The organism is Corticimicrobacter populi (assembly GCF_003123725.1).
Classification (GTDB): domain Bacteria; phylum Pseudomonadota; class Gammaproteobacteria; order Burkholderiales; family Burkholderiaceae_B; genus Corticimicrobacter; species Corticimicrobacter populi.
The window spans coordinates 23,138-42,088 of record NZ_QETA01000005.1; the positions used below are offsets into that span (position 1 = coordinate 23,138).

At 60.9% G+C, this 18,951-nt stretch carries 19 protein-coding genes; 10 read left to right on the top strand and 9 right to left on the bottom strand.

The window, feature by feature from the left end; translation table 11 throughout:
* From DD235_RS11885 to DD235_RS11910, 6 genes are all read left to right on the top strand, one after another.
* Positions 1 to 939 (top strand): FecR family protein, encoded by a 939-nt coding sequence (locus DD235_RS11885; protein WP_109062318.1) that lies wholly within the window; start codon positions 1 to 3, stop codon positions 937 to 939.
* An 80-nt stretch (positions 940 to 1,019) separates the two neighbouring features.
* Positions 1,020 to 3,473 carry a TonB-dependent siderophore receptor gene (locus DD235_RS11890; protein WP_109062319.1) on the top strand — a complete coding sequence of 818 codons (2,454 nt, stop codon included), beginning with the start codon at positions 1,020 to 1,022 and terminating at the stop codon, positions 3,471 to 3,473.
* A gap of 123 nt (positions 3,474 to 3,596) precedes the next feature.
* Complete coding sequence (locus DD235_RS11895; protein WP_109062320.1) at positions 3,597 to 4,175, top strand: NUDIX domain-containing protein; 579 nt, start codon at positions 3,597 to 3,599, stop codon at positions 4,173 to 4,175.
* Between the two features lie 76 nt (positions 4,176 to 4,251).
* Positions 4,252 to 5,409: an alpha-hydroxy acid oxidase gene (locus DD235_RS11900; protein WP_109062321.1), complete on the top strand. Its 1,158-nt coding sequence runs from the start codon at positions 4,252 to 4,254 to the stop codon at positions 5,407 to 5,409.
* 3 nt (positions 5,410 to 5,412) lie between these two features.
* Entirely contained in the window at positions 5,413 to 5,697 is a 285-nt protein-coding gene (locus tag DD235_RS11905; RefSeq protein WP_109062322.1) for an acylphosphatase, read from the top strand.
* Positions 5,663 to 6,202, top strand: a complete 540-nt coding sequence (locus DD235_RS11910) for a DNA-deoxyinosine glycosylase (protein ID WP_109062323.1) — start codon at positions 5,663 to 5,665, stop codon at positions 6,200 to 6,202. Before DD235_RS11905 ends, DD235_RS11910 begins: the two co-directional genes overlap by 35 nt.
* A gap of 12 nt (positions 6,203 to 6,214) precedes the next feature.
* On the opposite strand, the gene DD235_RS17160 is transcribed toward DD235_RS11910, so the two are convergent.
* Both DD235_RS17160 and DD235_RS11920 read right to left on the bottom strand, forming a co-directional pair.
* Entirely contained in the window at positions 6,215 to 7,846 is a 1,632-nt protein-coding gene (locus DD235_RS17160) for a methyl-accepting chemotaxis protein (protein ID WP_162300480.1), read from the bottom strand.
* A 144-nt stretch (positions 7,847 to 7,990) separates the two neighbouring features.
* Positions 7,991 to 8,596 (bottom strand): helix-turn-helix domain-containing protein, encoded by a 606-nt coding sequence (locus DD235_RS11920; protein ID WP_109062325.1) that lies wholly within the window; start codon positions 8,594 to 8,596, stop codon positions 7,991 to 7,993.
* A gap of 126 nt (positions 8,597 to 8,722) precedes the next feature.
* Here DD235_RS11920 and lhpI point away from each other — a divergent pair, with 126 nt between their 5' ends.
* Both lhpI and DD235_RS11930 read left to right on the top strand, forming a co-directional pair.
* Positions 8,723 to 9,679: a bifunctional Delta(1)-pyrroline-2-carboxylate/Delta(1)-piperideine-2-carboxylate reductase gene (lhpI, locus tag DD235_RS11925; RefSeq protein ID WP_109062326.1), complete on the top strand. Its 957-nt coding sequence runs from the start codon at positions 8,723 to 8,725 to the stop codon at positions 9,677 to 9,679.
* A 45-nt stretch (positions 9,680 to 9,724) separates the two neighbouring features.
* Complete coding sequence (locus DD235_RS11930; RefSeq protein WP_109062327.1) at positions 9,725 to 11,020, top strand: MFS transporter; 1,296 nt, start codon at positions 9,725 to 9,727, stop codon at positions 11,018 to 11,020.
* Positions 11,021 to 11,168: 148 nt separating this feature from the next.
* Here the strand turns inward: DD235_RS11930 and DD235_RS11935 are convergent, their stop codons facing one another.
* The 3 genes from DD235_RS11935 to DD235_RS11945 are packed head-to-tail and all read right to left on the bottom strand — an operon-like array spanning position 11,169 to position 12,898.
* Complete coding sequence (locus DD235_RS11935) at positions 11,169 to 11,750, bottom strand: YceI family protein (protein ID WP_109062328.1); 582 nt, start codon at positions 11,748 to 11,750, stop codon at positions 11,169 to 11,171.
* A 25-nt stretch (positions 11,751 to 11,775) separates the two neighbouring features.
* A complete protein-coding gene (locus DD235_RS11940) occupies positions 11,776 to 12,354 on the bottom strand; it encodes a YceI family protein (RefSeq protein ID WP_109062329.1) in 579 nt (192 codons plus the stop codon).
* A 1-nt stretch (position 12,355) separates the two neighbouring features.
* On the bottom strand, positions 12,356 to 12,898 hold the full coding sequence (locus tag DD235_RS11945) for a cytochrome b (protein ID WP_109062330.1): 543 nt from the start codon (positions 12,896 to 12,898) through the stop codon (positions 12,356 to 12,358).
* A 208-nt stretch (positions 12,899 to 13,106) separates the two neighbouring features.
* On the opposite strand from DD235_RS11945, the gene DD235_RS11950 reads away from it, so the two are divergent.
* A complete protein-coding gene (locus DD235_RS11950) occupies positions 13,107 to 14,279 on the top strand; it encodes a YncE family protein (RefSeq protein ID WP_109062331.1) in 1,173 nt (390 codons plus the stop codon).
* A 157-nt stretch (positions 14,280 to 14,436) separates the two neighbouring features.
* Here the strand turns inward: DD235_RS11950 and DD235_RS16825 are convergent, their stop codons facing one another.
* The 3 genes from DD235_RS16825 to DD235_RS11965 form a co-directional block, all read right to left on the bottom strand.
* Positions 14,437 to 14,721 carry a hypothetical protein gene (locus DD235_RS16825; protein WP_109062332.1) on the bottom strand — a complete coding sequence of 95 codons (285 nt, stop codon included), beginning with the start codon at positions 14,719 to 14,721 and terminating at the stop codon, positions 14,437 to 14,439.
* A 328-nt stretch (positions 14,722 to 15,049) separates the two neighbouring features.
* The gene (locus DD235_RS11960; protein ID WP_109062333.1) at positions 15,050 to 16,351 is read right to left on the bottom strand and encodes an SLC13 family permease; all 1,302 of its coding nucleotides are present in this window, start codon (positions 16,349 to 16,351) and stop codon (positions 15,050 to 15,052) included.
* 33 nt (positions 16,352 to 16,384) lie between these two features.
* The gene (locus tag DD235_RS11965; RefSeq protein ID WP_109062334.1) at positions 16,385 to 17,197 is read right to left on the bottom strand and encodes an amidohydrolase family protein; all 813 of its coding nucleotides are present in this window, start codon (positions 17,195 to 17,197) and stop codon (positions 16,385 to 16,387) included.
* Positions 17,198 to 17,370: 173 nt separating this feature from the next.
* Here DD235_RS11965 and DD235_RS11970 point away from each other — a divergent pair, with 173 nt between their 5' ends.
* On the top strand, positions 17,371 to 18,111 hold the full coding sequence (locus DD235_RS11970; RefSeq protein WP_109062335.1) for a GntR family transcriptional regulator: 741 nt from the start codon (positions 17,371 to 17,373) through the stop codon (positions 18,109 to 18,111).
* Here the strand turns inward: DD235_RS11970 and panB are convergent.
* Complete coding sequence (panB, locus tag DD235_RS11975) at positions 18,108 to 18,935, bottom strand: 3-methyl-2-oxobutanoate hydroxymethyltransferase (protein WP_109062336.1); 828 nt, start codon at positions 18,933 to 18,935, stop codon at positions 18,108 to 18,110. The two genes, DD235_RS11970 and panB, sit on opposite strands and share 4 nt — an antisense overlap.
* Between the last annotated feature and the right edge of the window lie 16 nt (positions 18,936 to 18,951).

Here is an 18,951-nt window from a genome sequence, read left to right on the forward strand (position 1 = left end):
ATGAGCAAAGCGACGAACACAGACGCGGCACTCCAGGTTGACCGGAACGCGACAGGTGTACGGACTGGCAGTCTGGCGCAGCCGAACCAGGAGGCCGCCGGTGCCGGGGGGGACGAGATGGCCAGGGTGCTGGATGAGCATCGCGCCGCGTTGCTGCATCATTTTCCTGTACCGCCTGCACGCCCTGCAGCTTCGCGCCGCCGTCGTGCGCTCAGGAAGGCAGGTGGTGTCCTGGCCATCGTTTTGCTGGCTGCGGGGACATGGTGGCTTGATCCGGTCTATCGTTCCGAGCAGTTTGCTACCCTGGTGGGGCAGCGTGCCGAAATCGCGCTGGCCGATGGCAGCCAACTGACGCTGGATACCAATACCCGATTGAATGTCGAATGGCGGTTGCGTTCCCGGCAGGTCCGGCTGGCGCAGGGGCGGGCACGATTCGACGTCAGTCCGTCAGCCTGGCGGCCATTCACGGTCGCGGCGGATGCGGTCCGGGTGCAGGTAGTGGGAACCCGTTTCGATGTGTGGCAGCGGTCGGTTTCGACCTCGGTGAGCGTGTACCAGGGGAAGGTGGCGGTCTGGCGCGATGGGCGGGACGTTACCCAAGCGCTGCTGTTACAGCCAGGCCAGCAGGTGAGCGTGCCGGCTGGCCAGATAAACGAAAACATAGCCCTGCACGTGCAGCCGTTTGACGAGGCGCGTCAGGCCGCCTGGCGGCAGGGGCGGCTGGTGTTCCAGGAAATGCCGCTTGGGCAGGCGCTGGAAGAGATCCAGCGATACACCGCTCTGTCCATCCATGTCGAGGATGCCAGGACGGCCGGACTGTTGCTGTCTGGCGTGTTCGACAGCGGTAACATCGAGCAGTTGTTGGGGCTGCTGCCGACCATCTTGCCTGTCCGCGTGCAGCGGCAGGCCGGCAGAGTCGGTATCGCCTCGCTCCATTGAGTTGATCGTCCAGGTAGGGATTTGGCCGCGCTCGAACGACAGGTTCATCGATACACATTCACGGGATCGAGGAAACCTGTATGCAGCCATCACCGCAGTGCCCTGCCACCAACATTTATCCACCTTTTGCCTTGTCCGCGCTGGGCGTTGGCCTGTCTCTGGTCGTTGCGGCCCTGGCGCTACCAGCACCAGTGCAGGCACAGCAGCCAATGCCTATCCGCGATTCGGTGCAGGGACTCTTACTGCTTGATTTTGCAGCGGCACCGCTGGGCCAGTCGCTCAATGCTCTGGCCCAGCAGGCAGGTGTGCAGATTCTGTATGCCGGCACGCTGACGGCAGGCAAGCATGCGCCAGCCGTACAGGGGCACTATAGCGTGGCCGGAGCGTTGCGGCTGTTGCTGGCCGACAGTGGCCTGGTGGCTAGCGCTCGGGACGCCAGGACATTTATTGTGACGCAGCAGGAGGATGGCACTGTGCAGGCGCTCGATACGGTCACGGTCCGTGGTGCCGTCAGCGCCGTGACGGAAGGCTCCAGGAGCTACACCACGGGCTCGACCCGTTCGGCGACCAAACTGGATCTGTCTATCCGCGAAACGCCGCAATCGATCAGCGTGGTGACGCGCCAGCAGATGGATGATCAGAACATGCGCAGCCTGACTGATGCCGTTGTGGCTACGCCGGGCATCAGTCTGTACGGGTCAGGGCCTCGGCGTCTGGGATTCTATGCCCGCGGCTTTTCGATCGAGAATGTCATGACCGATGGCGTGCCTACTGCCTACAGCATCAGCCTGGGGGCCGGGCTGGTGGCCGATCCGGATCTTTCCATGTATGACCATGTGGAGGTGGTGCGCGGTGCGACCGGGTTAATGCAGGGGGCGGGCAATCCGTCTGCATCGATCAATCTGGTACGCAAGCGGCCCACCGCCGAGCGGCAGGTGCGTCTGGCTATCGATGCCGGCAGTTGGGACAATTACCGTGCCGAAACCGATCTGTCTGGACGACTGAACGAAAGTGGCAGCGTACGCGGGCGTGCCGTGGCGGCATATCGGAACAGCGGCGATTTCCGTGACTACGTCAAGCATGAATACAGCACGCTGTATGCAATCGGCGAGGCGGATCTCAGTTCGGATACGACGCTCAGCGCCGGTTTTTCCTGGCAGAACAATCGTAACGATGATAGTTGGGGCGGGCTGGCAGCAGCCGATTCCACCGGTCGCGATCTGGGCTTGTCGCGCTCGACCTACCTGGGCAATGACTGGGAGTACTGGAATCAGAAGACCTCAGGTGTGTTCGCAGACCTGGAGCATCGTTTGGACAACGGCTGGGCGCTCAGGATGGCAGCAACGGCTACCCAATCGACCTTGGACTACCTGGGTACTTATCTCTATCGCAACGAGACGACAGGGGGTATCAATCAGTCGCGCTCCGGTGGCTATGTCTACAAGGTTCGCCAGCATAGCTACGATGCCTATGCCAGCGGTCCATTCGAGTTGCTGGGTCGCAGCCACGAACTGGTGGCGGGGTTGAGTAGCCGGCGCGCGCGGACCAATACGGAAGGGGGCAGTGGCGGCACGGTGGCGGAGAACATTGATGTCGAGAACTGGGATTGGCGCAGCATCCCGCGCCCGGAAACGGCCATTACCTATACCGCCGATAACAAGCGTGAGCAGAACAGTCTTTATCTCACGACACGGTTGAGTCTGTCCGAGCCACTGACGATGATCCTGGGTGGGCGTCTGGACTGGTACGACTACGACGATGTCCAAAAGGGTACGGGTTATAAGGTGACCCGGAATCTCACCAAGTATGCGGGCCTGGTCTATGACCTGGACGCGCGGCATTCCGTTTACGCCAGCTACACCGATATTTTCCAGCCCCAGGGCAATTACGATGTCGATGGCAATCTCCTTGATCCTGTGATCGGCAAGAACTACGAGATTGGAGTCAAGGGAGAGTATTTTGGTGGCAGGCTGAACGCCAGTGCTGCACTGTACCGCATCGAACAGGAGCGGCTGGCCATGTTGCTGGCCGACCAGGCCGCGTGCCCGACCTACCCGACTTCGAGTTGCTATGCCGCCAGTGGCTTGGTACGCAGCCAGGGGATTGACCTGGAAGTCCAGGGCGCATTGATCTCCAGCCTGGAGCTGAGTGCCGGCTATACTTGGTCGGATCGTGAGTACCGCAAGGATGCTAATCCGTCGCGCATCGGGCAGCGTTATGCAACCTACCTGCCCGAACACCAGTTCAAGCTGGGCGTACTCTATCACCTGAATGACCGCTGGCGTGTCGGCGGCAGCATGGCCTGGCAAAGCCGCATCTACGAAAAGGAAGGCGATTACGATTTCGTGCAGAAGGCTTATATGGTGATGAACCTGATGGCGGGTTGGCGTGCAGCCAAGTCGCTGGAGGTGCAGGTCAACGTCAATAATCTGTTCGACAAGACCTATTACACCGGTATCCAGGGTTCGTCCTATCCCAATCAGGTGTATGGCGCGCCGCGCAATGTCATGTTGACGGCCCGCTATGGATTCTAGATTGTGCCGACGTACTGATCCGCCTGTCGCTTGATACGGCGGCTGGTGCCAAAGCCAGGTCTATAATTTCCGGCATCCCGCGAAGGCAGTCTGGCCTTCGCATTGCATATTGCCGGAATACACATGACCGATCACGATCCCCTGCAGGAAGTGGCCCTCGACAGCGAAACGCTTTATCAGGGCAATTTCCTCTGCCTCAAGCGCGATACCGTGCGTCTGCCCGATGGGGCCGTCACGACGCGTGAATACGTAAAGCATCCCGGCGCGGTCGTGGTCATTCCCCTGCTGGACGATGGCCGCGTGCTGCTGGAGCGGCAGTTTCGCTATCCGGTCGGCCAGGTGATGATCGAGCTGCCGGCGGGCAAGCTCGATGCCGGCGAGGATCCGCTGGATTGTGCCCGGCGCGAACTGCTGGAGGAAACCGGTTACTCGGCACGGCAATGGGCGCGGGCCGGGGTGATGCATCTGGCGATCGGCTATTCGGACGAAATCCTCCATATCTACTTTGCCCGTGATCTGAGCGCCGGTGAGCGTCAGCTCGACGAAGGCGAGTTCCTGGATGTGATCGCCATGCCGGTCGATGCCTTCCTCGACGGTTGCCGTAGCGGTCTGGTCACCGATGCCAAGAGTCTGAGCTGCGCGCTGTGGCTGCAGAACGTGCAGCGCGGCGACTGGACGCTGGACTGGCAGGATATGGCGTAGCTTCGGCGCTGGCAAAGCGCGTTCCAGCGGGCGTTTTCGATTCACGATTCAAGATGTACGTAACACACAGGCAACCATGAGCAAAGACCTTTCCAGGATCACCGATATTGCCGACCTGCAGCGGGTCGCCCGTCGCCGGGTGCCGCGCATGTTCTATGACTATGCCGATTCCGGGGCCTGGACCGAGAGTACCTACCGGGCCAATGAAAGCGACTTCCAGAAGATTCGCTTTCGCCAGCGGGTGGCCGTGGACATGGAAGGACGCTCGCTGGCTACGCAGATGATCGGCCAGGACGTGTCCATGCCGGTGGCGCTGGCACCGACGGGGCTGACCGGCATGCAGCATGCCGATGGCGAGATGCTGGCGGCGCAGGCTGCGGCGGATTTCGGTGTGCCGTTTACCCTCTCGACCATGAGCATCTGCTCCATCGAGGATGTGGCGCGACATACCCGCAAGCCATTCTGGTTCCAGCTCTACGTGATGCGTGATCGCGGCTTCATCGAAGACCTGATCGGCCGTGCCCGCGATGCCGGCTGCTCGGCCCTGATGCTGACGCTCGATCTGCAGATTCTGGGCCAGCGGCACAAGGACATCAAGAATGGACTGTCCGCGCCCCCCAAGCCGACCCTGGCCAACCTGATCGACCTGGTGACCAAGCCGCGCTGGTGCATGGGCATGCTGGGCACGCCACGCCGCACTTTCGGCAATATCGTCGGCCATGCCAAGGGGGTCAAGGATATTTCCTCGCTGTCGTCGTGGACGGCCGAACAGTTCGATCCCAAGTTGAGCTGGGCCGACATCGAATGGATCAAACGGACCTGGGGCGGCAAGCTGATCCTCAAGGGCATCCTGGATGAGGAAGATGCCCGCATGGCGGCCGACAGTGGGGCCGATGCCCTGGTGGTTAGCAATCATGGTGGTCGCCAGCTGGATGGGGCGATGTCTTCCATCGAGGCGCTGCCTGGCATTGCCGAAGCGGTTGGCAGGGATATCGAAGTCTGGATGGACGGTGGCATCCGTTCCGGGCAGGATGTGCTCAAGGCCTGGGCGCTGGGTGCGCGCGGTACGCTGATCGGCCGTCCTTTCCTGTACGGGCTGGGTGCCTTTGGCCAAGAGGGCGTGCGGCGCGCGCTGGAAATCATTCACAAGGAAGCCGACATTACCATGGCGCTGTGCGGCCGGAAAAACCTGTCCCAGGTCGACCGCTCGGTGCTGCTGCCGGGAGCATTCTGAACGATGCGTATCAACTCTATCGAGACGGTCAAAGTCGTGATCACCGGCAAAGTGCAGGGGGTCTACTACCGGCACAATACCGTGCGCATGGCGCACGAACTCAAGCTGTGCGGCTGGGTGCAGAACATCGACGATGGCAGTGTGCATGCCCTGCTGCAGGGCGAGGCTGATCAGATCGACCGGATGCTGGCCTGGATGCGGCAGGGACCGCCCGCTGCGCGGGTGGATGAAGTCGTCAGCGAAACCATTGCCCATGACAAGCGCTACGAACGCTTCCAGCAGCTATAGCTTTGCGCCGGTCGAAGCACCCCAGGCGCGCCTGTTGGTGCTGGGATCGATGCCGGGCGTGCAGTCGCTGCGCGCCGGGCAATACTACGCCCATCCACGTAATGCCTTCTGGCGCATCATGATGCATGCACTGGTGCCGGATGCCGACGCACAGGTGCCGTTGCCGGCGTATGCGCAGCGGCTGGCGTGGCTGCAGGCCAATGGCATCGTGTTGTGGGATGTGCTGCAGTATTGCGAGCGGCCCGGCAGCCTGGATGCAGCGATCCGTCGCGACTCGATGGTCTTCAACGATTTTGCGGGCCTGCTGGCACGCCATCCTGGCATCGTCCGGATCTGTTTCAATGGTGCCGCGGCGTGCGATCTCTTCGAGCGTCATGTTGCGCCGGGGTTGCTGGCGGCGGGATGCCTGCCGCCAGACCGGCGTCGCCTGCCATCGACGAGTCCGGCGCATGCCGGCATGTCCTTCGAGGACAAGCAGCGCCTCTGGTGCGAGGCATTGATCTGAGTCGATAGGCGCTCAGGCGGCCGGCAAGGCGCGTACCGGCTTGTGCGCTGCCCGGTGGGACAGTGCCGGCGTTGCGTCGAGGGTATGGCCGTCGCCTTGCAGACGGAACACGCCGATGGCATGTTGCAACTGACGGGCCTGCTCCTCGAGCGAGCCGGCTGCGGCTGCGGCCTGTTCGACCAGCGCGGCATTCTGCTGCGTGACCTGATCCATCTGTGTGACCGCCTGGTTGACCTGGTCGATTCCGCCGGCCTGTTCGCCGGAGGCGGCAGCGATCTCGCCCACGATGTCGGCAACGCGGCGCACCGAGTTGACCAGTTCGTCCATGGTTTCGCCTGCCGATTCGACCTGCTGCGAGCCGGTTTGCACGGTACTGATGGAGGTCGAGATCAGCTCCTTGATCTCACGGGCAGCCGAGGCCGAGCGCTGGGCCAGGGTACGGACTTCGCTGGCGACCACGGCAAAACCCTTGCCCTGCTCGCCGGCGCGGGCCGCTTCCACGGCGGCATTGAGCGCCAGGATATTGGTCTGGAAGGCAATCCCGTCGATCACGCTGACGATTTCGCCGATGCGCTGCGAACTCTGCGAGATGTCGCGCATGGTCGAGACGACCTGGCCGACTGCCGTACCGCCACGCTGTGCGACCTGCGCTGCCGTACCGGCCAGAGTGTTGGCCTGCTGGGCGTTGTCGGCATTTTGCTTCACGGTTGAGGCCAGTTGCTCCATGCTTGCGGCCGTTTCTTCCAGCGAAGCGGCCTGTTGCTCGGTGCGGCTGGAGAGATCGGTGTTGCCCATGGTGATTTCCTGGGCGCCGGTGTGAATCTCGTGTACGCCATTGCGTACCTGGCCGATCAGGCGCAGCAGGCCCTGTTGCATGGTGGCCAGCGCGGTGCGCAGGCGACCGATTTCGTTGTGGGCACCGGCTTCGACGGTTTGGCTCAGATCGCCGCCGGCGATGCGCTCCAGTTGACGCGATACGGCATCGAGCGGTCGGATCACGACTCGCATCAGGGCCACGTAGATCAGGACTGCCAGCAGCAGGGTCGCCAGCATGGTGGCGATCAGAATGTATTGCGCCTGGCTGGCGTCTTCTGCCGCTTCCTGTACCAGTGCTTGCGTGCGTGGCTGGTTGTAGTTGTTGAAGCGTTCCAGAGCACGATTCAGCGCCAGTGTGCCTTCGGTGGTGTCGAGTTGCAGGCGGCGTACCAGCGACGTGTCGTTGGCCTTGGCGGCGGCAATGACGGTCGTGACATAGCGATCGAGATAGTCGCGCATCGAGGCGGCCAGCGCGTCGGAGAGGGTACGGCCTTCTTCCTCCTGCATCGTGATGGCGGCAAACTCGTCGATATAACGACGTGCATTGCGTTCGTGACCACCGATGATGTCGATCAGCTTGTCGGCTTCGGCGGGATTGTTTTCTTCACGGGCGAATTGGGCAACAGCCGCACCCAGGCGGGCTCGCATCATAGATGTGAATGTCTTTTCCAGTGCCAACTGTTTTTCGACTGCAATGCTGTTGACGTTGGCAATCGACGCTGCCGACTCGGATATCTGGGAGCGTGCATACAGGCCCAGGCCAAGCACGACGAGCAGGAACAGGAGCAGCGCCGTGATCAGGCCGCTGCGGATAGACATGTTTTTCATGGGAGATGCGGGAGGGGAGGGATGCAGGCGACGTCGGTTGACGTGCATGGCAGCAAACACGGCCCTTGTGGCAGGTAGAGTGATGCAGGCACCGAAGTTTAATCGAGATGCTTCTGAATATCTCAGAACTTTCTAGGACATGTCTCAATCCCGCAACCGGGGATGGGAGCTGACCCACAGCACCACGGCATCGGCCTCGCCGCTCGAGATACAGGCATGCCCCATGGTGCTGTCGAAGTAACAGGAGTCGCCGCTATCCAGTTCCAGTGGCGCATAGAAGTCGGTATGCACCACCACCCGGCCGCTGAGCACGTACATGAACTCCTCGCCATCGTGGCGCAGCAGTTCGGGGAATTCCCTGGAGTCGTGTGCCTTGATGGTCGTGATCAGCGGGATGAACAGCTTGTCGGCCAGATCCCCGTGCAGGATTTCGTAGACGTATTGGCGCGTGTCGTGTCGCAGGCCCTGGTCCTTGCGCGTCACGCTGCGGCGTCCGAGAGGCGTGGGCTTGGGGGCGGCGCTGAACAGCTCGCCGACATTGATGTCCAGGCCACGCGCCAGGGCCGCGATTTTTTCATAGGTTGGCGACAACTGGCCGTTTTCGATCTTGGACAGGGTCGAGACCGAGATGCCGGAGCGTTTGCACAGTTGCTGCAGTGTCAGTCCGGCATCGCGCCGCAACTGGCGCAGTTTGCCGGGCAGGGCGCTGCCGGGATTGTGTTCGACGGAAGAGGAGTCTGTGTTCTGCATGGGCGCGTCAGGCGCTGCTACTGGAAAACCCTTAGGGAAAATTTCCACTAACAGCAATATTATTTCGCATAAGAAAATTTTTTCCAAAACAGTACAGGCATGGCCTGTGCGCAGATGGTAGTTCACATGCAAATACTGGATCAAGCGCAAACCGAGCGTTTCCTGCCATTCGATCGCCTGTTGGGGGCACTCGAGGCCATGTTCGTCGAGGGCTGCAACGTACCGCTCCGACATAACCACCGTATCGGCAATCCCGGTGGCGAAGACGGGACGCTGCTGCTGATGCCGGCCTGGCAGGAAGGCAAGCGGTTGGGGCTGAAGACTGTCTCCATCTTTTCGGGCAACGGCGCGCATGCGCTGCCGGGCCTGCATTCCACTTACACCCTGTTTGATGGCGTCACCGGGCGGCCGTTGGCGGCACTTGATGGTGACGTGATCACGTCGCGCCGTACCGCGGCGGCTTCTGCACTGGCAGCGCGCTGGCTGAGCCGCCGTGATGCCCGTACCTTGCTGGTGGTCGGGTCGGGTCGGGTTGCCAGTTTGCTGGCCGACGCCTATCGCAGCGTGCGTCCCATCGAGACCGTGCTGGTCTGGAATCTGCACGAAGCCGGCGCACAGGCCCTGGTGGCGCGCCTGCAGGCTGCCGGCATTGATGCCCGTCACGCGCCGGATCTCGAAGCTGCTGCGCGTGAGGCAGACATCATCTCGTGCGCCACGCTGTCGACGGCACCGCTCATCAAGGGTGAATGGCTGCGCCCTGGCGTGCATCTGGATTTGATCGGCAGCTTCGCCCCGGCCATGCGCGAAAGCGATGACGAATGTTTCCGCTGGGCCACGGTATTCGTGGATACCGACGAGGCCCCCATGAAGGCCGGCGACATTCTCGAACCCGTCAAGAGCGGTGCCTTCGATCCGCAGCAGATTGCCGCCACGCTCGAAGACCTGTGCCGGGGGCAGCATGCCGGGCGCAGCAGCGATACCGAAATCACGCTTTTCAAGGCCGTCGGTACGGCCCTGGAGGATCTTGCCGCCGCCACGCTGGCGTATGACGCCTGGCAACAGCAGCAACAACAGCCGGGCTGATGGCAGACCGGTAACCACACTATCCAGTTTCAAGGGGATGATGAAATGACGGCAACACAAACAGCCGCGCCACAGGCAAAGCGGGCGTCGGGGCGGCGGGTTCTATTGGCCAGCCTGACAGGCAGCTCGATCGAATGGTTCGACTATTTCCTGTACGGCACCACGGCCGCACTGGTGTTCAACAAACTGTTCTTCCCGACCTTCGATCCGGTGGTCGGGCTGATGCTGGCCTATCTGTCGTTTGCGCTGACTTTTTTCATCCGCCCGCTGGGTGGCCTGATTTTTGCCCATATCGGTGATCGGATCGGGCGCAAGAAAACCCTGGTGATCACGCTGTCGCTGATGGGCGGTGCCACGGTGGGGATCGGTCTGCTGCCGGGTTACGACACGATTGGTGTCTTGGCACCGATTCTGCTGGTGCTGTTGCGCCTGATCCAGGGGCTGGGCATCGGCGGTGAATGGGGCGGGGCACTGCTGCTCGCCTATGAATATGCAGCACCACAACGTCGCGGTCTGTTCGGCAGCGTGCCGCAGATGGGCGTGACCATTGGCATGCTGCTGGCGACCCTGGCCATGACGCTGATGAGCATGCTGCCGGATGAACAGTTCATGAGCTGGGGCTGGCGCATTCCCTTCCTGGCGAGTGCCGGTCTGGTGTTTCTAGGTCTGTGGGTGCGCAATGGCATTGATGAAACCCCCGATTTCCAGAAAGCCAAGCAAGAGGGCAATGTGGCCAAAATGCCGCTGGCCGAGACCTTGCGCGACCACTGGCGTGAAGTGCTGATTGCCATCGGTGCCAAGGTCGTGGAAACGGCACCGTTCTACCTGTTCTCGACCTTCGTGGTCAGCTATGCGACGGGCAGCCTGAAGTATGAGCGCTTCGATGTGCTCAATGCCGTGACGGTGGCGACCCTGGTCACAACCTTCTGCATTCCACTGATGGGCCTGTTGTCCGATTTCGTCGGGCGGGTCAAAGTGTTCGTGGCGGGGGCTCTGGCGATGGCGCTGTTTGCCGTACCGTATTTCATGCTGCTGGACATGCGTTCGACGACGGCCCTGATGGTGGCGACGGTCGTGGCCCTGGGCATCATCTGGGCACCGATCACGGCAGTGCTGGGGACGATGTTCTCCGAGATCTTCGCGACCCGGGTACGCTATACGGGGATTACGCTGGGCTACCAGATCGGCGCGGCCCTGGCCGGCGGCACGGCACCGCTGATCGCGACCTGGCTGATGAGCCGCTATGATGGTTCGTGGGTGCCGGTGGCGGTGTACATCATCGTGGCGGCGTTGATCTCGATCGCGGCGGTGTCGGCGGTGCGGGTGCGCAAGGTGGCGTAGTTGCCTTCATGCCCTGCGGCTGTATGGGCGGCAGGGTTCAATCCATGAAGAAAAGACCAGCCCTCGATCCGAGGGCTGGTCTTTGTCGTGACACGGCAGGTTGGCATGCCCCGTCATCCGGCAGGATGCGCGAGGCAACCCGGCCCGTTTACTTCTGCACGGCTTCCAGAGCGATATTGAGCGTGACTTCGTCACCCACGGCCGGCGCGAACTTGCCGGCGTTGAAGTCGGAGCGCTTGATGACAGCCGTGGCGTTGGCACCGATCACGGGCTTTTTCATCATCGGGTGTTCCTTGGCGGTGAACGAATCCAGCTTCAGGGTGATCGGCTTGGTCACGCCCTTGATGGTCAGGTCACCGTCGACCGACACGGGGGTGTCGCCGTCGAAGTTGACCTTGGTCGATTTGAAGGTGGCCGTCGGATAGGTGGCGGTGTCGAGGAAGTCGGCACCCTGGATGTGGCCGTTGAAGGCTTCATGGCCGGTATCGACCGTAGTGGTATCGATGGTGATGTCGACCGTGCCGGTCTTGGCAGCCGGGTCCAGCACAATGGTGCCGGTGGTGGTGTCGAAGCGGTGGATCTGGGTGCTCAGGCCCAGGTGATCGTACGAGAAGCGGGCCGCAGTATGCGAGCCTTCGACCTCATAGGTGGTGGGGGCGGCCAGTGCGGCGGCGGACAGGCCGGTCGCCAGTGCAGCGGCAAGCGTCAGGCGGGCAAAAGTCTTCTGCATGAGGGATGCTCCTTGTGTAGGGGGGTTATTGGCCGGCAGCGGCCGTGATGCGGAAAGAAACGTCGATGTCGTTGGCGACGATGTCAAAGGCGGCCCACGCACCTTCGCCGATGGCAAAGTCACCGCGCTTGAGGGTGAAGGCACCCTCGAACACACCCTGGCCATTCTGCTCGACAAAGGTGGCGGGTACGACCACGGGCAGAGACTTGCCCTTGATGGTCAGCGTGCCGCTGACTTCGTAGGCATGGTCGCCGATTGTCTTGATCTGTTCGGAAACAAAGCGTGCCGTGGGGAACTGGGCGACGTTGAACCAGGTGGGCGTCACCACCTCTTCGTCTGCCTCGTCGGAACCGGCATCGATGCTGGCCAACTCGACATCCAGGGCAATCCTGCCCTGCTCGGGGGCGGCGGTGTCGAAGGACAGTTCGCCATTGAAGCGCTTGAACTGGCCGTCCATGGAGACGCCCATCTGGTTGTACTGGAAGCCGATCTGACTGTCGGCAGGCAGCACCTGGCCGTATTGCGCGGCCTGCGCGGCGGGCAGCAGGGCGGCCAGCGACAGGGCCAGCAGGGTTTTGGAGGCGAGTGCCGGGATGGACTTCATGTCATTTCTCCTTGGATGAAGTGAACATCATGCGGGACAGAATCTGGTCCTTGTCGATGAACTGATGTTTGAGGGCAGCCAGGATGTGCAGGACGACCATCACGATCAGGGCGATGTTGAGCGTGGCATGGACCTGGACCAGTGATTTGCCCAGTTCACGGTCGCGTGCCAGCAGGTCGGGCAGCGGCAGGACGCCGAACCAGACGGTCTGAAAGCCCATGGCCGAACTCATCAGCCAGCCGCTCAGGGGGATGCCCAGCATCAGCAGATAGAGCGCGACATGGCCGCCATGCGCCGCCAGTCGTTCGAACGAACCCATGTGGTCGGGCAGGGCAGGAGGCTTATGGCCGGCACGCCAGGCCAGGCGGATGACGGCCAGCAGGAAGATAGTGATGCCCAGCCACTTGTGCCAGGAATAGACTTGCAGCTTGGTCGGGGAAAGCGGCATGGTCTGCATGTAGAAACCAAGGCCGACAAGGCCGGTCAGCAGCAGGGCCATCAGCCAGTGCAGGCTGCGGGCGGTACGGGTGTAACGTATCGTCATGGGCGGGAACTGGAGGGGAATCAGCGAAATGTATCAGAGGTACTGTGTTTCGTTAAGTTCCCTGTCAGCATGGAGATGAAATATATTGTTCCAGAAATGGATCTAATCTCTGCATGTGGCTGCATGAGTCGGATTCATTTACTGAACTTTCTCAAATGGAAACAGGTAGAATTCCCATTCGCCCTTTCAAGTTTACAGAGGAAATTCGATGTCCGAACTGAAAAAACGGCTGCTGCTGCCGAATCTGACCCGTGTCGCCCTGTCGCTGGCCGTTGTGTCCGCGCTGGCTGCATGCCAGACCAATCCCGCCGTGGGTTCGCAGACGGCAGACCAGGGACCGCAGACGGTCCGTGCCGTTGATGCGCTGCAGCAGGCTGCGCAACTGCGCCAGTCGTTGGTACCGGGACTCTATGAGGTGACCTACGACGAGGCGCGTGGTGCCCTGTTCGTGGCAGCCACGCCCGACTTCGATCCCAAGTCGGCCGGTTTCCTGTATCGCCTGGATCCGGGCACGCTGCAGATCCTGCAAACGATCGAGGTACCGCGCCGCACGTTTGCACTGGGTCTCAACAGCAAGACCGGCGCACTCTATGTGGGTAACACCATGGAAGGTTCGCTCACGGTTGTCGACAGCCGCAACGGTGCCGTGCTTGGCGTGATCCAGCTGGCCCAGGCCGATGCCGAAGGCAACTATGACCATACCCGCAAGGTCATCATCGACGAACAGCACAATCGCGTGTTCGTGACCAGCCCCAATCAGCGTGGCACGGTCTGGATCATCGACGGCGCGACCGGTCAACTGACCCATACCCTCGACAACGTCGGCAAGTGGGCTGCCGGTGCGGCCTATGATGCCGAACGCAATCGTTTGTACGTTAGCCACGGTGGCGATACCGGCGAGGTGGTGGCCGTGATTAATCCCGACAAGGGCGAGATCGTCGAACGCTTCATCCTGTCCGACGGCAAGGAGCATTTCCTGATCAACAGCGCACTCGATGCGCAGGGGCAGCGTCTGTTCTCCGCCGATGGTAATGCCGACGGCCTGCTGGTCTTCAATACGACCAATGGTGAACTGTTGCGTACCATTCCGATCGGTGTGGGCGTGCTCGATGTGCTCTACAACCCGACCCGCAACGAGATCTATGTCAGCAATCGCGGCACCTCGCGCAGCAAGCCCGAGGGTACCGGCCAGGTCACGGTGGTTGATGGTGCGACTTATGCGGTCAAGCGCGTGATCGATCTACCTGTGCATCCCAATTCGCTGGCCCTGAGTCCTGACCAGCAGACGCTGTTCGTTACGGTCAAGGCACCGCATGGCGACAAGCACCCGGCGGCCCGCAAGGGTTCCGTTGACAGCGTGGTGCGTATCTCGCTGCAATAAGCTGATCGCATGATGTGAAAAACCCCGCTTCCGGGAACGGAGGCGGGGTTTTTTGTCGCACGATGATGCCAGTACCGTACGGCTGGCTATTCTGATGTGGGGCATATGCATATGTACTGCAACTATGCCAAGGAGCATTGGGCTTGCCCGTACGAAATCAAGACCTATCTCCTCTGCCGTACTGCATGCGTATGTGTATCCAAACGCCGAGGCCGGCCAAACACCCCGTAGATGTCCCAATGCGCAATGCTCTCATTAACAATATTCGGAAGTCCATACCTGATGGTATTTGCAAAACGAAGTGATAATAGAGCCACACCCCGCCGTACACGAGAGCGATCGTTGAAGAGAGCAAAAGGGCGCAAATCACCATGAAAAACAAAAGATTTTTAAATCCAGGCTTGTCGGCATCCACACCATTCAAACTTTTTAAATCATTCATGAATTTCAATTGTTGATATTCAAATTATTCGGTGCTGTCCATTGTTTGCGCTGAATCTGTAAACGATCAAGTCAGGGGCGCGCCGATCTGATGTCGTTGTGGGCCGGATAATCTTCGCCATGGCTACGACATCGAAGTGCTGCTTCGTTGATGGTTGCCCTGACTCAGGAAGTCGAGGCACGGATCCGCCATTGATGCTGGGAAATGACTTTATCGCAGTCACTCTCGGCTCGCCTGTGCATGCTTTAACGCTATCGGTCGCTGAAGAGCGCCATTCCAGGTGTTGAAGTCGGAGGACGCCGGGGCCAAGCGCCCTCCTTGTGGCTGGCTACATGAAGAACGACAGCACGATATTGAAGACGACTGCCGCTGCAAAGCCCAGCGGCGCAGCCTGGAACAGCAGCTTGGGGAACAGATGCTTGCGGTCTTCATCGTTGGGGCAGGAACCCAGCAGCAGACTGCCGCCCGAGGAGAAGGGCGATACGGAGGTCGCCTGTGAACCGACCACGATGCAGATGAACAGCAGCATGGGATCAAGCGACAGCGATGCTGCCAGTGGCGGTACGATCGGGAACAGCGCCGGTGTCACGACGCCCAGCGTGCTGGAGAACAGCGACATGATGGCCGCAATCACGCCCACCACGACAGGCACCAGCCAGGCCGGAATAGTCGTGCCGACCCAGGATGCCAGCATATCGATGGTACCGGCCTTGATGGCAATCGAGATCAGCATCCCCACACCGCAGATCATGATCAGCGTGTTCCAGGGCACGGAGGCGATCACTTTGCGTTCATCGCCCAGTTTCAGCAGCAGGGCAATCACGGCAAAGACGCTGGCAATCAGGCCGATGTCGACGCGCGAGTTGATGAAGCGGATGGTTTCATTGCCAGGCAGGGCCAGCAGGGTCAGTGGCGGGATCAGCACCAGCACCATCATGCCCAGGGTCAACAGCAAAGTCGTTTTTTGCTGACTGTTCAACGCCTGGGGCACCTGGATCTCCAGGTCGGCACCAGACTGATGTCGCTTGCGGTCGAAAACGAACACAAACAGCGAAATCACGATCAGCGGAATGACCAACGTGCTCAGGAAAATCCCGACACTGTTGAGCAGGGCGGTCTCTTCAGAGAGCCCGGCATTGCCCATCAGGCTGCGGAAAATGACGCCACTCTGGCTCGACATGAAATTGGCCCCCGCCAGCGCACCATAATTGACGGCCATCCCGCCCAGGATCAGGCTCATGCCGGTGCGGCTGCAGATCAGCAGTGTGATCGGGGCCATGAAGGCCAGTACGGTGTAGTAACCCGCTCCCATGCCTGCGATCAGGGTCGAGGTCAGGTAGATGGCGTAGGGCAGCAGGTGGGGAAAGCGTCGGCAGCGATAGAGCAGATGCTCGGCCAGCCGCTCAAGGGTGCCGTTGACGATGGCAAAACCATAGAACAGGCAGACGGCAAAGATCACGAAGAAGATCTTGAGCGGCCACAACTCGATGATTTCGCCCGGCTTCATGCCCATCATGAAGCAGCCGATGATATAGGCGAAGGCGATCGAGAACAGACCGATGTTGATGTTGGTGCGATAGCCCAGAACGATGGCCAGCACGAGGGCAGAGATGACGATCAGACTCATCATGACAGTGTATTCCTCAGGAATGTCGCACTACGGTCAGCGCAGGGGAAAATGAAACAGGCGGGCCGGATTGTCGACCAGGATTTTCTGCTGCTCGGCGCGGTCGGTCACCATGTCGTGGAACAGGGCGAGCTGTTCGGCATAGCGGGTCTGATCTTCGAAGCGGGTGTGAGGCCAGTCGCTGCCCCAGAGGAAATGGTCGCTGTGGCCGTAGGCCGTGCGCAACTGCGTCAACAGGGCCGCTGCCTGTTGTGCAGAGGACTGACTGCGGTAGGGGGCCGATAGCTTGATCCAGATGTTGGAGCCAGGCAGTTGCTTGAGAAAGGCATCCAGGCGCTCGGCCTCTTCCGGTGCATGCGTGGGCAGGCCGAAATGGTCGACGATGACGGCCACGCCGGATTGACCGATGACCGGCAGAATGTCTGCAAGGTCTGTCATGCCGCGCTGGATTTCGACTGACCAGCGGCGTCGCGCCAGTCGTTCGAAGAATGCCTGCCAGCCGGTATCGGCGTAGTCGGCCAGCGGCTTGCCGATCAGGTTGAGACGGATGCCGACCACACCGCTTTCGGCCAGTGCATCGAGTTCAGCTTCACTGATGGAGGGCTCGACGACGGCCGTACCGCGCAGGATGTCGGAGTGGCGTGCCAGGGCGGACAGCATGAAACTGTTGTCCGTACCCAGGAAACTGGGCTGAACCAGGACGCCGTGCGACAGGCCGTTGTCGTGCAGGTTGCCGATGAATGCATCGACCAGTGCGTCGTAGCCTGGCGCATAGCGGCGATCAGCCGTCATGGGCAGATCGGGGCGGAAGATATGGGCGTGGGTATCAATCCCAGTGAGTGTGGGCATGAGCGTTGTCACCTGTCATGTACTTGTTATCTTGGAATCCGGGTGGACTCTCTGTAATCATATATTCATATATATGACTCGGCGAATATACGTTTGGTGGATGCCTGCTGTCAAATGGTGCAGGATGCATCGAGTCGGTGCTAAATTCCCTGTTTTAAGTGTTGGAATAACACATGACACTGACCCACGCCGAAGCCGTCGATGATCGCTTGCCGCGCTATCATCAACTCAGGGACGATCTCAAAAGCCGGATCGCATCAGGGGCCTGGCATCCCGACGAACCTATCCCGACTGAGGCCGAGTTGGCTCGCACCTATGCTGTGGCGATCGGCACGGTGCGCAAGGCGGTGGATATGCTGGTTCAGGAAGGGTTGCTGCTGCGTAGCCAGGGGCGAGGAACCTACTTGCGCCGGCCACGTTTTGACCGGTCTTTTTTCCGATTCTTCCGTCAGGTCGATGCAGACGGCGTGCGGTCGGTACCGGTCAGTCGCATTTTGTCCCAATCCTGTGAGACACCCTGCGAACGGGTCAGTCAGGCACTGGCACTGAGTTCCGGTGACAAGGTGTTGCAGCTCAAGCGACGACGCAGTATGGGAGCATCCAGTCTGATCTATGAGGATATCTGGCTGCCTGCTGATCGTTTTGCGGCGTTGCAGGCATTGCCGCTCGACGAATTCGGCAATCTGCTTTATCCGTTATACGAAGAAAAGTGTGGCGAAATCGTGGCGTCGGCACGCGAAACCCTGACCATCGAGCCTGCCGATGACGTCGTGGCATCCGAACTGGGCATGGAGGCCGGCAAGCCCGTCGTGGTCATCGAGCGGCTGGCCCTGGGCTATGACCAGCGACCGATAGAGTATCGCCTGTCACGTGGTGCCGCCGAGCAGTTCCGTTATCAGATCGATATCGTCTAGCCGGATTTTTTTACCCCGAAGCAGTGTTCCAGACCCGGAAAGGCCTGGGTACGCACTTCTTCGGCATATTGCGCGGCCGCTTCGCCGATCTGGGCACCGATATCCGCATAGCGTTTGGCAAAGCGCGGGATGGTCGCGCCGCTCAGGCCCAGGATGTCTTCGGTGACCAGTACCTGCCCATCGCAGCCAGGCGAGGCACCGATGCCGATGGTCGGAATGGCGAGCGCCTCGGTGATGCGCCGTGCCAGCGGCTCGGCGATGCCTTCCAGCACCACGCCGAAGGCCCCGGCTTCGGCATGCGCCTGGGCATCGGCCAGGATGCGTGCGGCGGCCTCGTCGTTCATGCCCTGGGCCTTGAAACCACCCATGGTATTGACGTACTGAGGCATCAGGCCGACATGGGCCAGCACCGGCACGCCGCGTGCCACCAGGAAAGCCACGGTCGGGGCCAGTGCCGCGCCGCCTTCAAGTTTGACCGCCGCCGCGCCACTGTACGCCATCATGTGGGCCGCGTTGCGAAACGCCTGTTCCGGGGACTCCTGATAGCTGCCGAAAGGCATATCCACCACCACGGCACTGCGTTGCGTGGCACGGACCACGGCGGCTGCGTGTGAGGTCATCTGCTCGACGCTGATGGTCAGCGTATCGGGCAGGCCATAGCCCACCATGGCCGTGGAATCACCCACCAGGATGAAATCCAGGTGCGGATCGATGGCACGCGCGATCGGCGCGATGTAGGCGGTCAGGGCGGCGATCTTGCGCTGGCCCTTGAGTGCCACCAGTTGCGGGATAGTCGTGCGGCGGATGTCGGTGTGTATGCTCATTGCGGGACAGCATACC

Coding starts and splice junctions, on each gene's coding strand:
- DD235_RS11885 (WP_109062318.1), top strand. CDS start 1: ATGAGCAAAGCGACGAACACAGACGCGGCACTCCAGGTTGACCGGAAC.
- DD235_RS11890 (WP_109062319.1), top strand. CDS start 1,020: ATGCAGCCATCACCGCAGTGCCCTGCCACCAACATTTATCCACCTTTT.
- DD235_RS11895 (WP_109062320.1), top strand. CDS start 3,597: ATGACCGATCACGATCCCCTGCAGGAAGTGGCCCTCGACAGCGAAACG.
- DD235_RS11900 (WP_109062321.1), top strand. CDS start 4,252: ATGAGCAAAGACCTTTCCAGGATCACCGATATTGCCGACCTGCAGCGG.
- DD235_RS11905 (WP_109062322.1), top strand. CDS start 5,413: ATGCGTATCAACTCTATCGAGACGGTCAAAGTCGTGATCACCGGCAAA.
- DD235_RS11910 (WP_109062323.1), top strand. CDS start 5,663: ATGACAAGCGCTACGAACGCTTCCAGCAGCTATAGCTTTGCGCCGGTC.
- DD235_RS17160 (WP_162300480.1), bottom strand. CDS start 7,846: ATGAAAAACATGTCTATCCGCAGCGGCCTGATCACGGCGCTGCTCCTG.
- DD235_RS11920 (WP_109062325.1), bottom strand. CDS start 8,596: ATGCAGAACACAGACTCCTCTTCCGTCGAACACAATCCCGGCAGCGCC.
- lhpI (WP_109062326.1), top strand. CDS start 8,723: ATGCAAATACTGGATCAAGCGCAAACCGAGCGTTTCCTGCCATTCGAT.
- DD235_RS11930 (WP_109062327.1), top strand. CDS start 9,725: ATGACGGCAACACAAACAGCCGCGCCACAGGCAAAGCGGGCGTCGGGG.
- DD235_RS11935 (WP_109062328.1), bottom strand. CDS start 11,750: ATGCAGAAGACTTTTGCCCGCCTGACGCTTGCCGCTGCACTGGCGACC.
- DD235_RS11940 (WP_109062329.1), bottom strand. CDS start 12,354: ATGAAGTCCATCCCGGCACTCGCCTCCAAAACCCTGCTGGCCCTGTCG.
- DD235_RS11945 (WP_109062330.1), bottom strand. CDS start 12,898: ATGACGATACGTTACACCCGTACCGCCCGCAGCCTGCACTGGCTGATG.
- DD235_RS11950 (WP_109062331.1), top strand. CDS start 13,107: ATGTCCGAACTGAAAAAACGGCTGCTGCTGCCGAATCTGACCCGTGTC.
- DD235_RS16825 (WP_109062332.1), bottom strand. CDS start 14,721: ATGAATGATTTAAAAAGTTTGAATGGTGTGGATGCCGACAAGCCTGGA.
- DD235_RS11960 (WP_109062333.1), bottom strand. CDS start 16,351: ATGATGAGTCTGATCGTCATCTCTGCCCTCGTGCTGGCCATCGTTCTG.
- DD235_RS11965 (WP_109062334.1), bottom strand. CDS start 17,197: ATGCCCACACTCACTGGGATTGATACCCACGCCCATATCTTCCGCCCC.
- DD235_RS11970 (WP_109062335.1), top strand. CDS start 17,371: ATGACACTGACCCACGCCGAAGCCGTCGATGATCGCTTGCCGCGCTAT.
- panB (WP_109062336.1), bottom strand. CDS start 18,935: ATGAGCATACACACCGACATCCGCCGCACGACTATCCCGCAACTGGTG.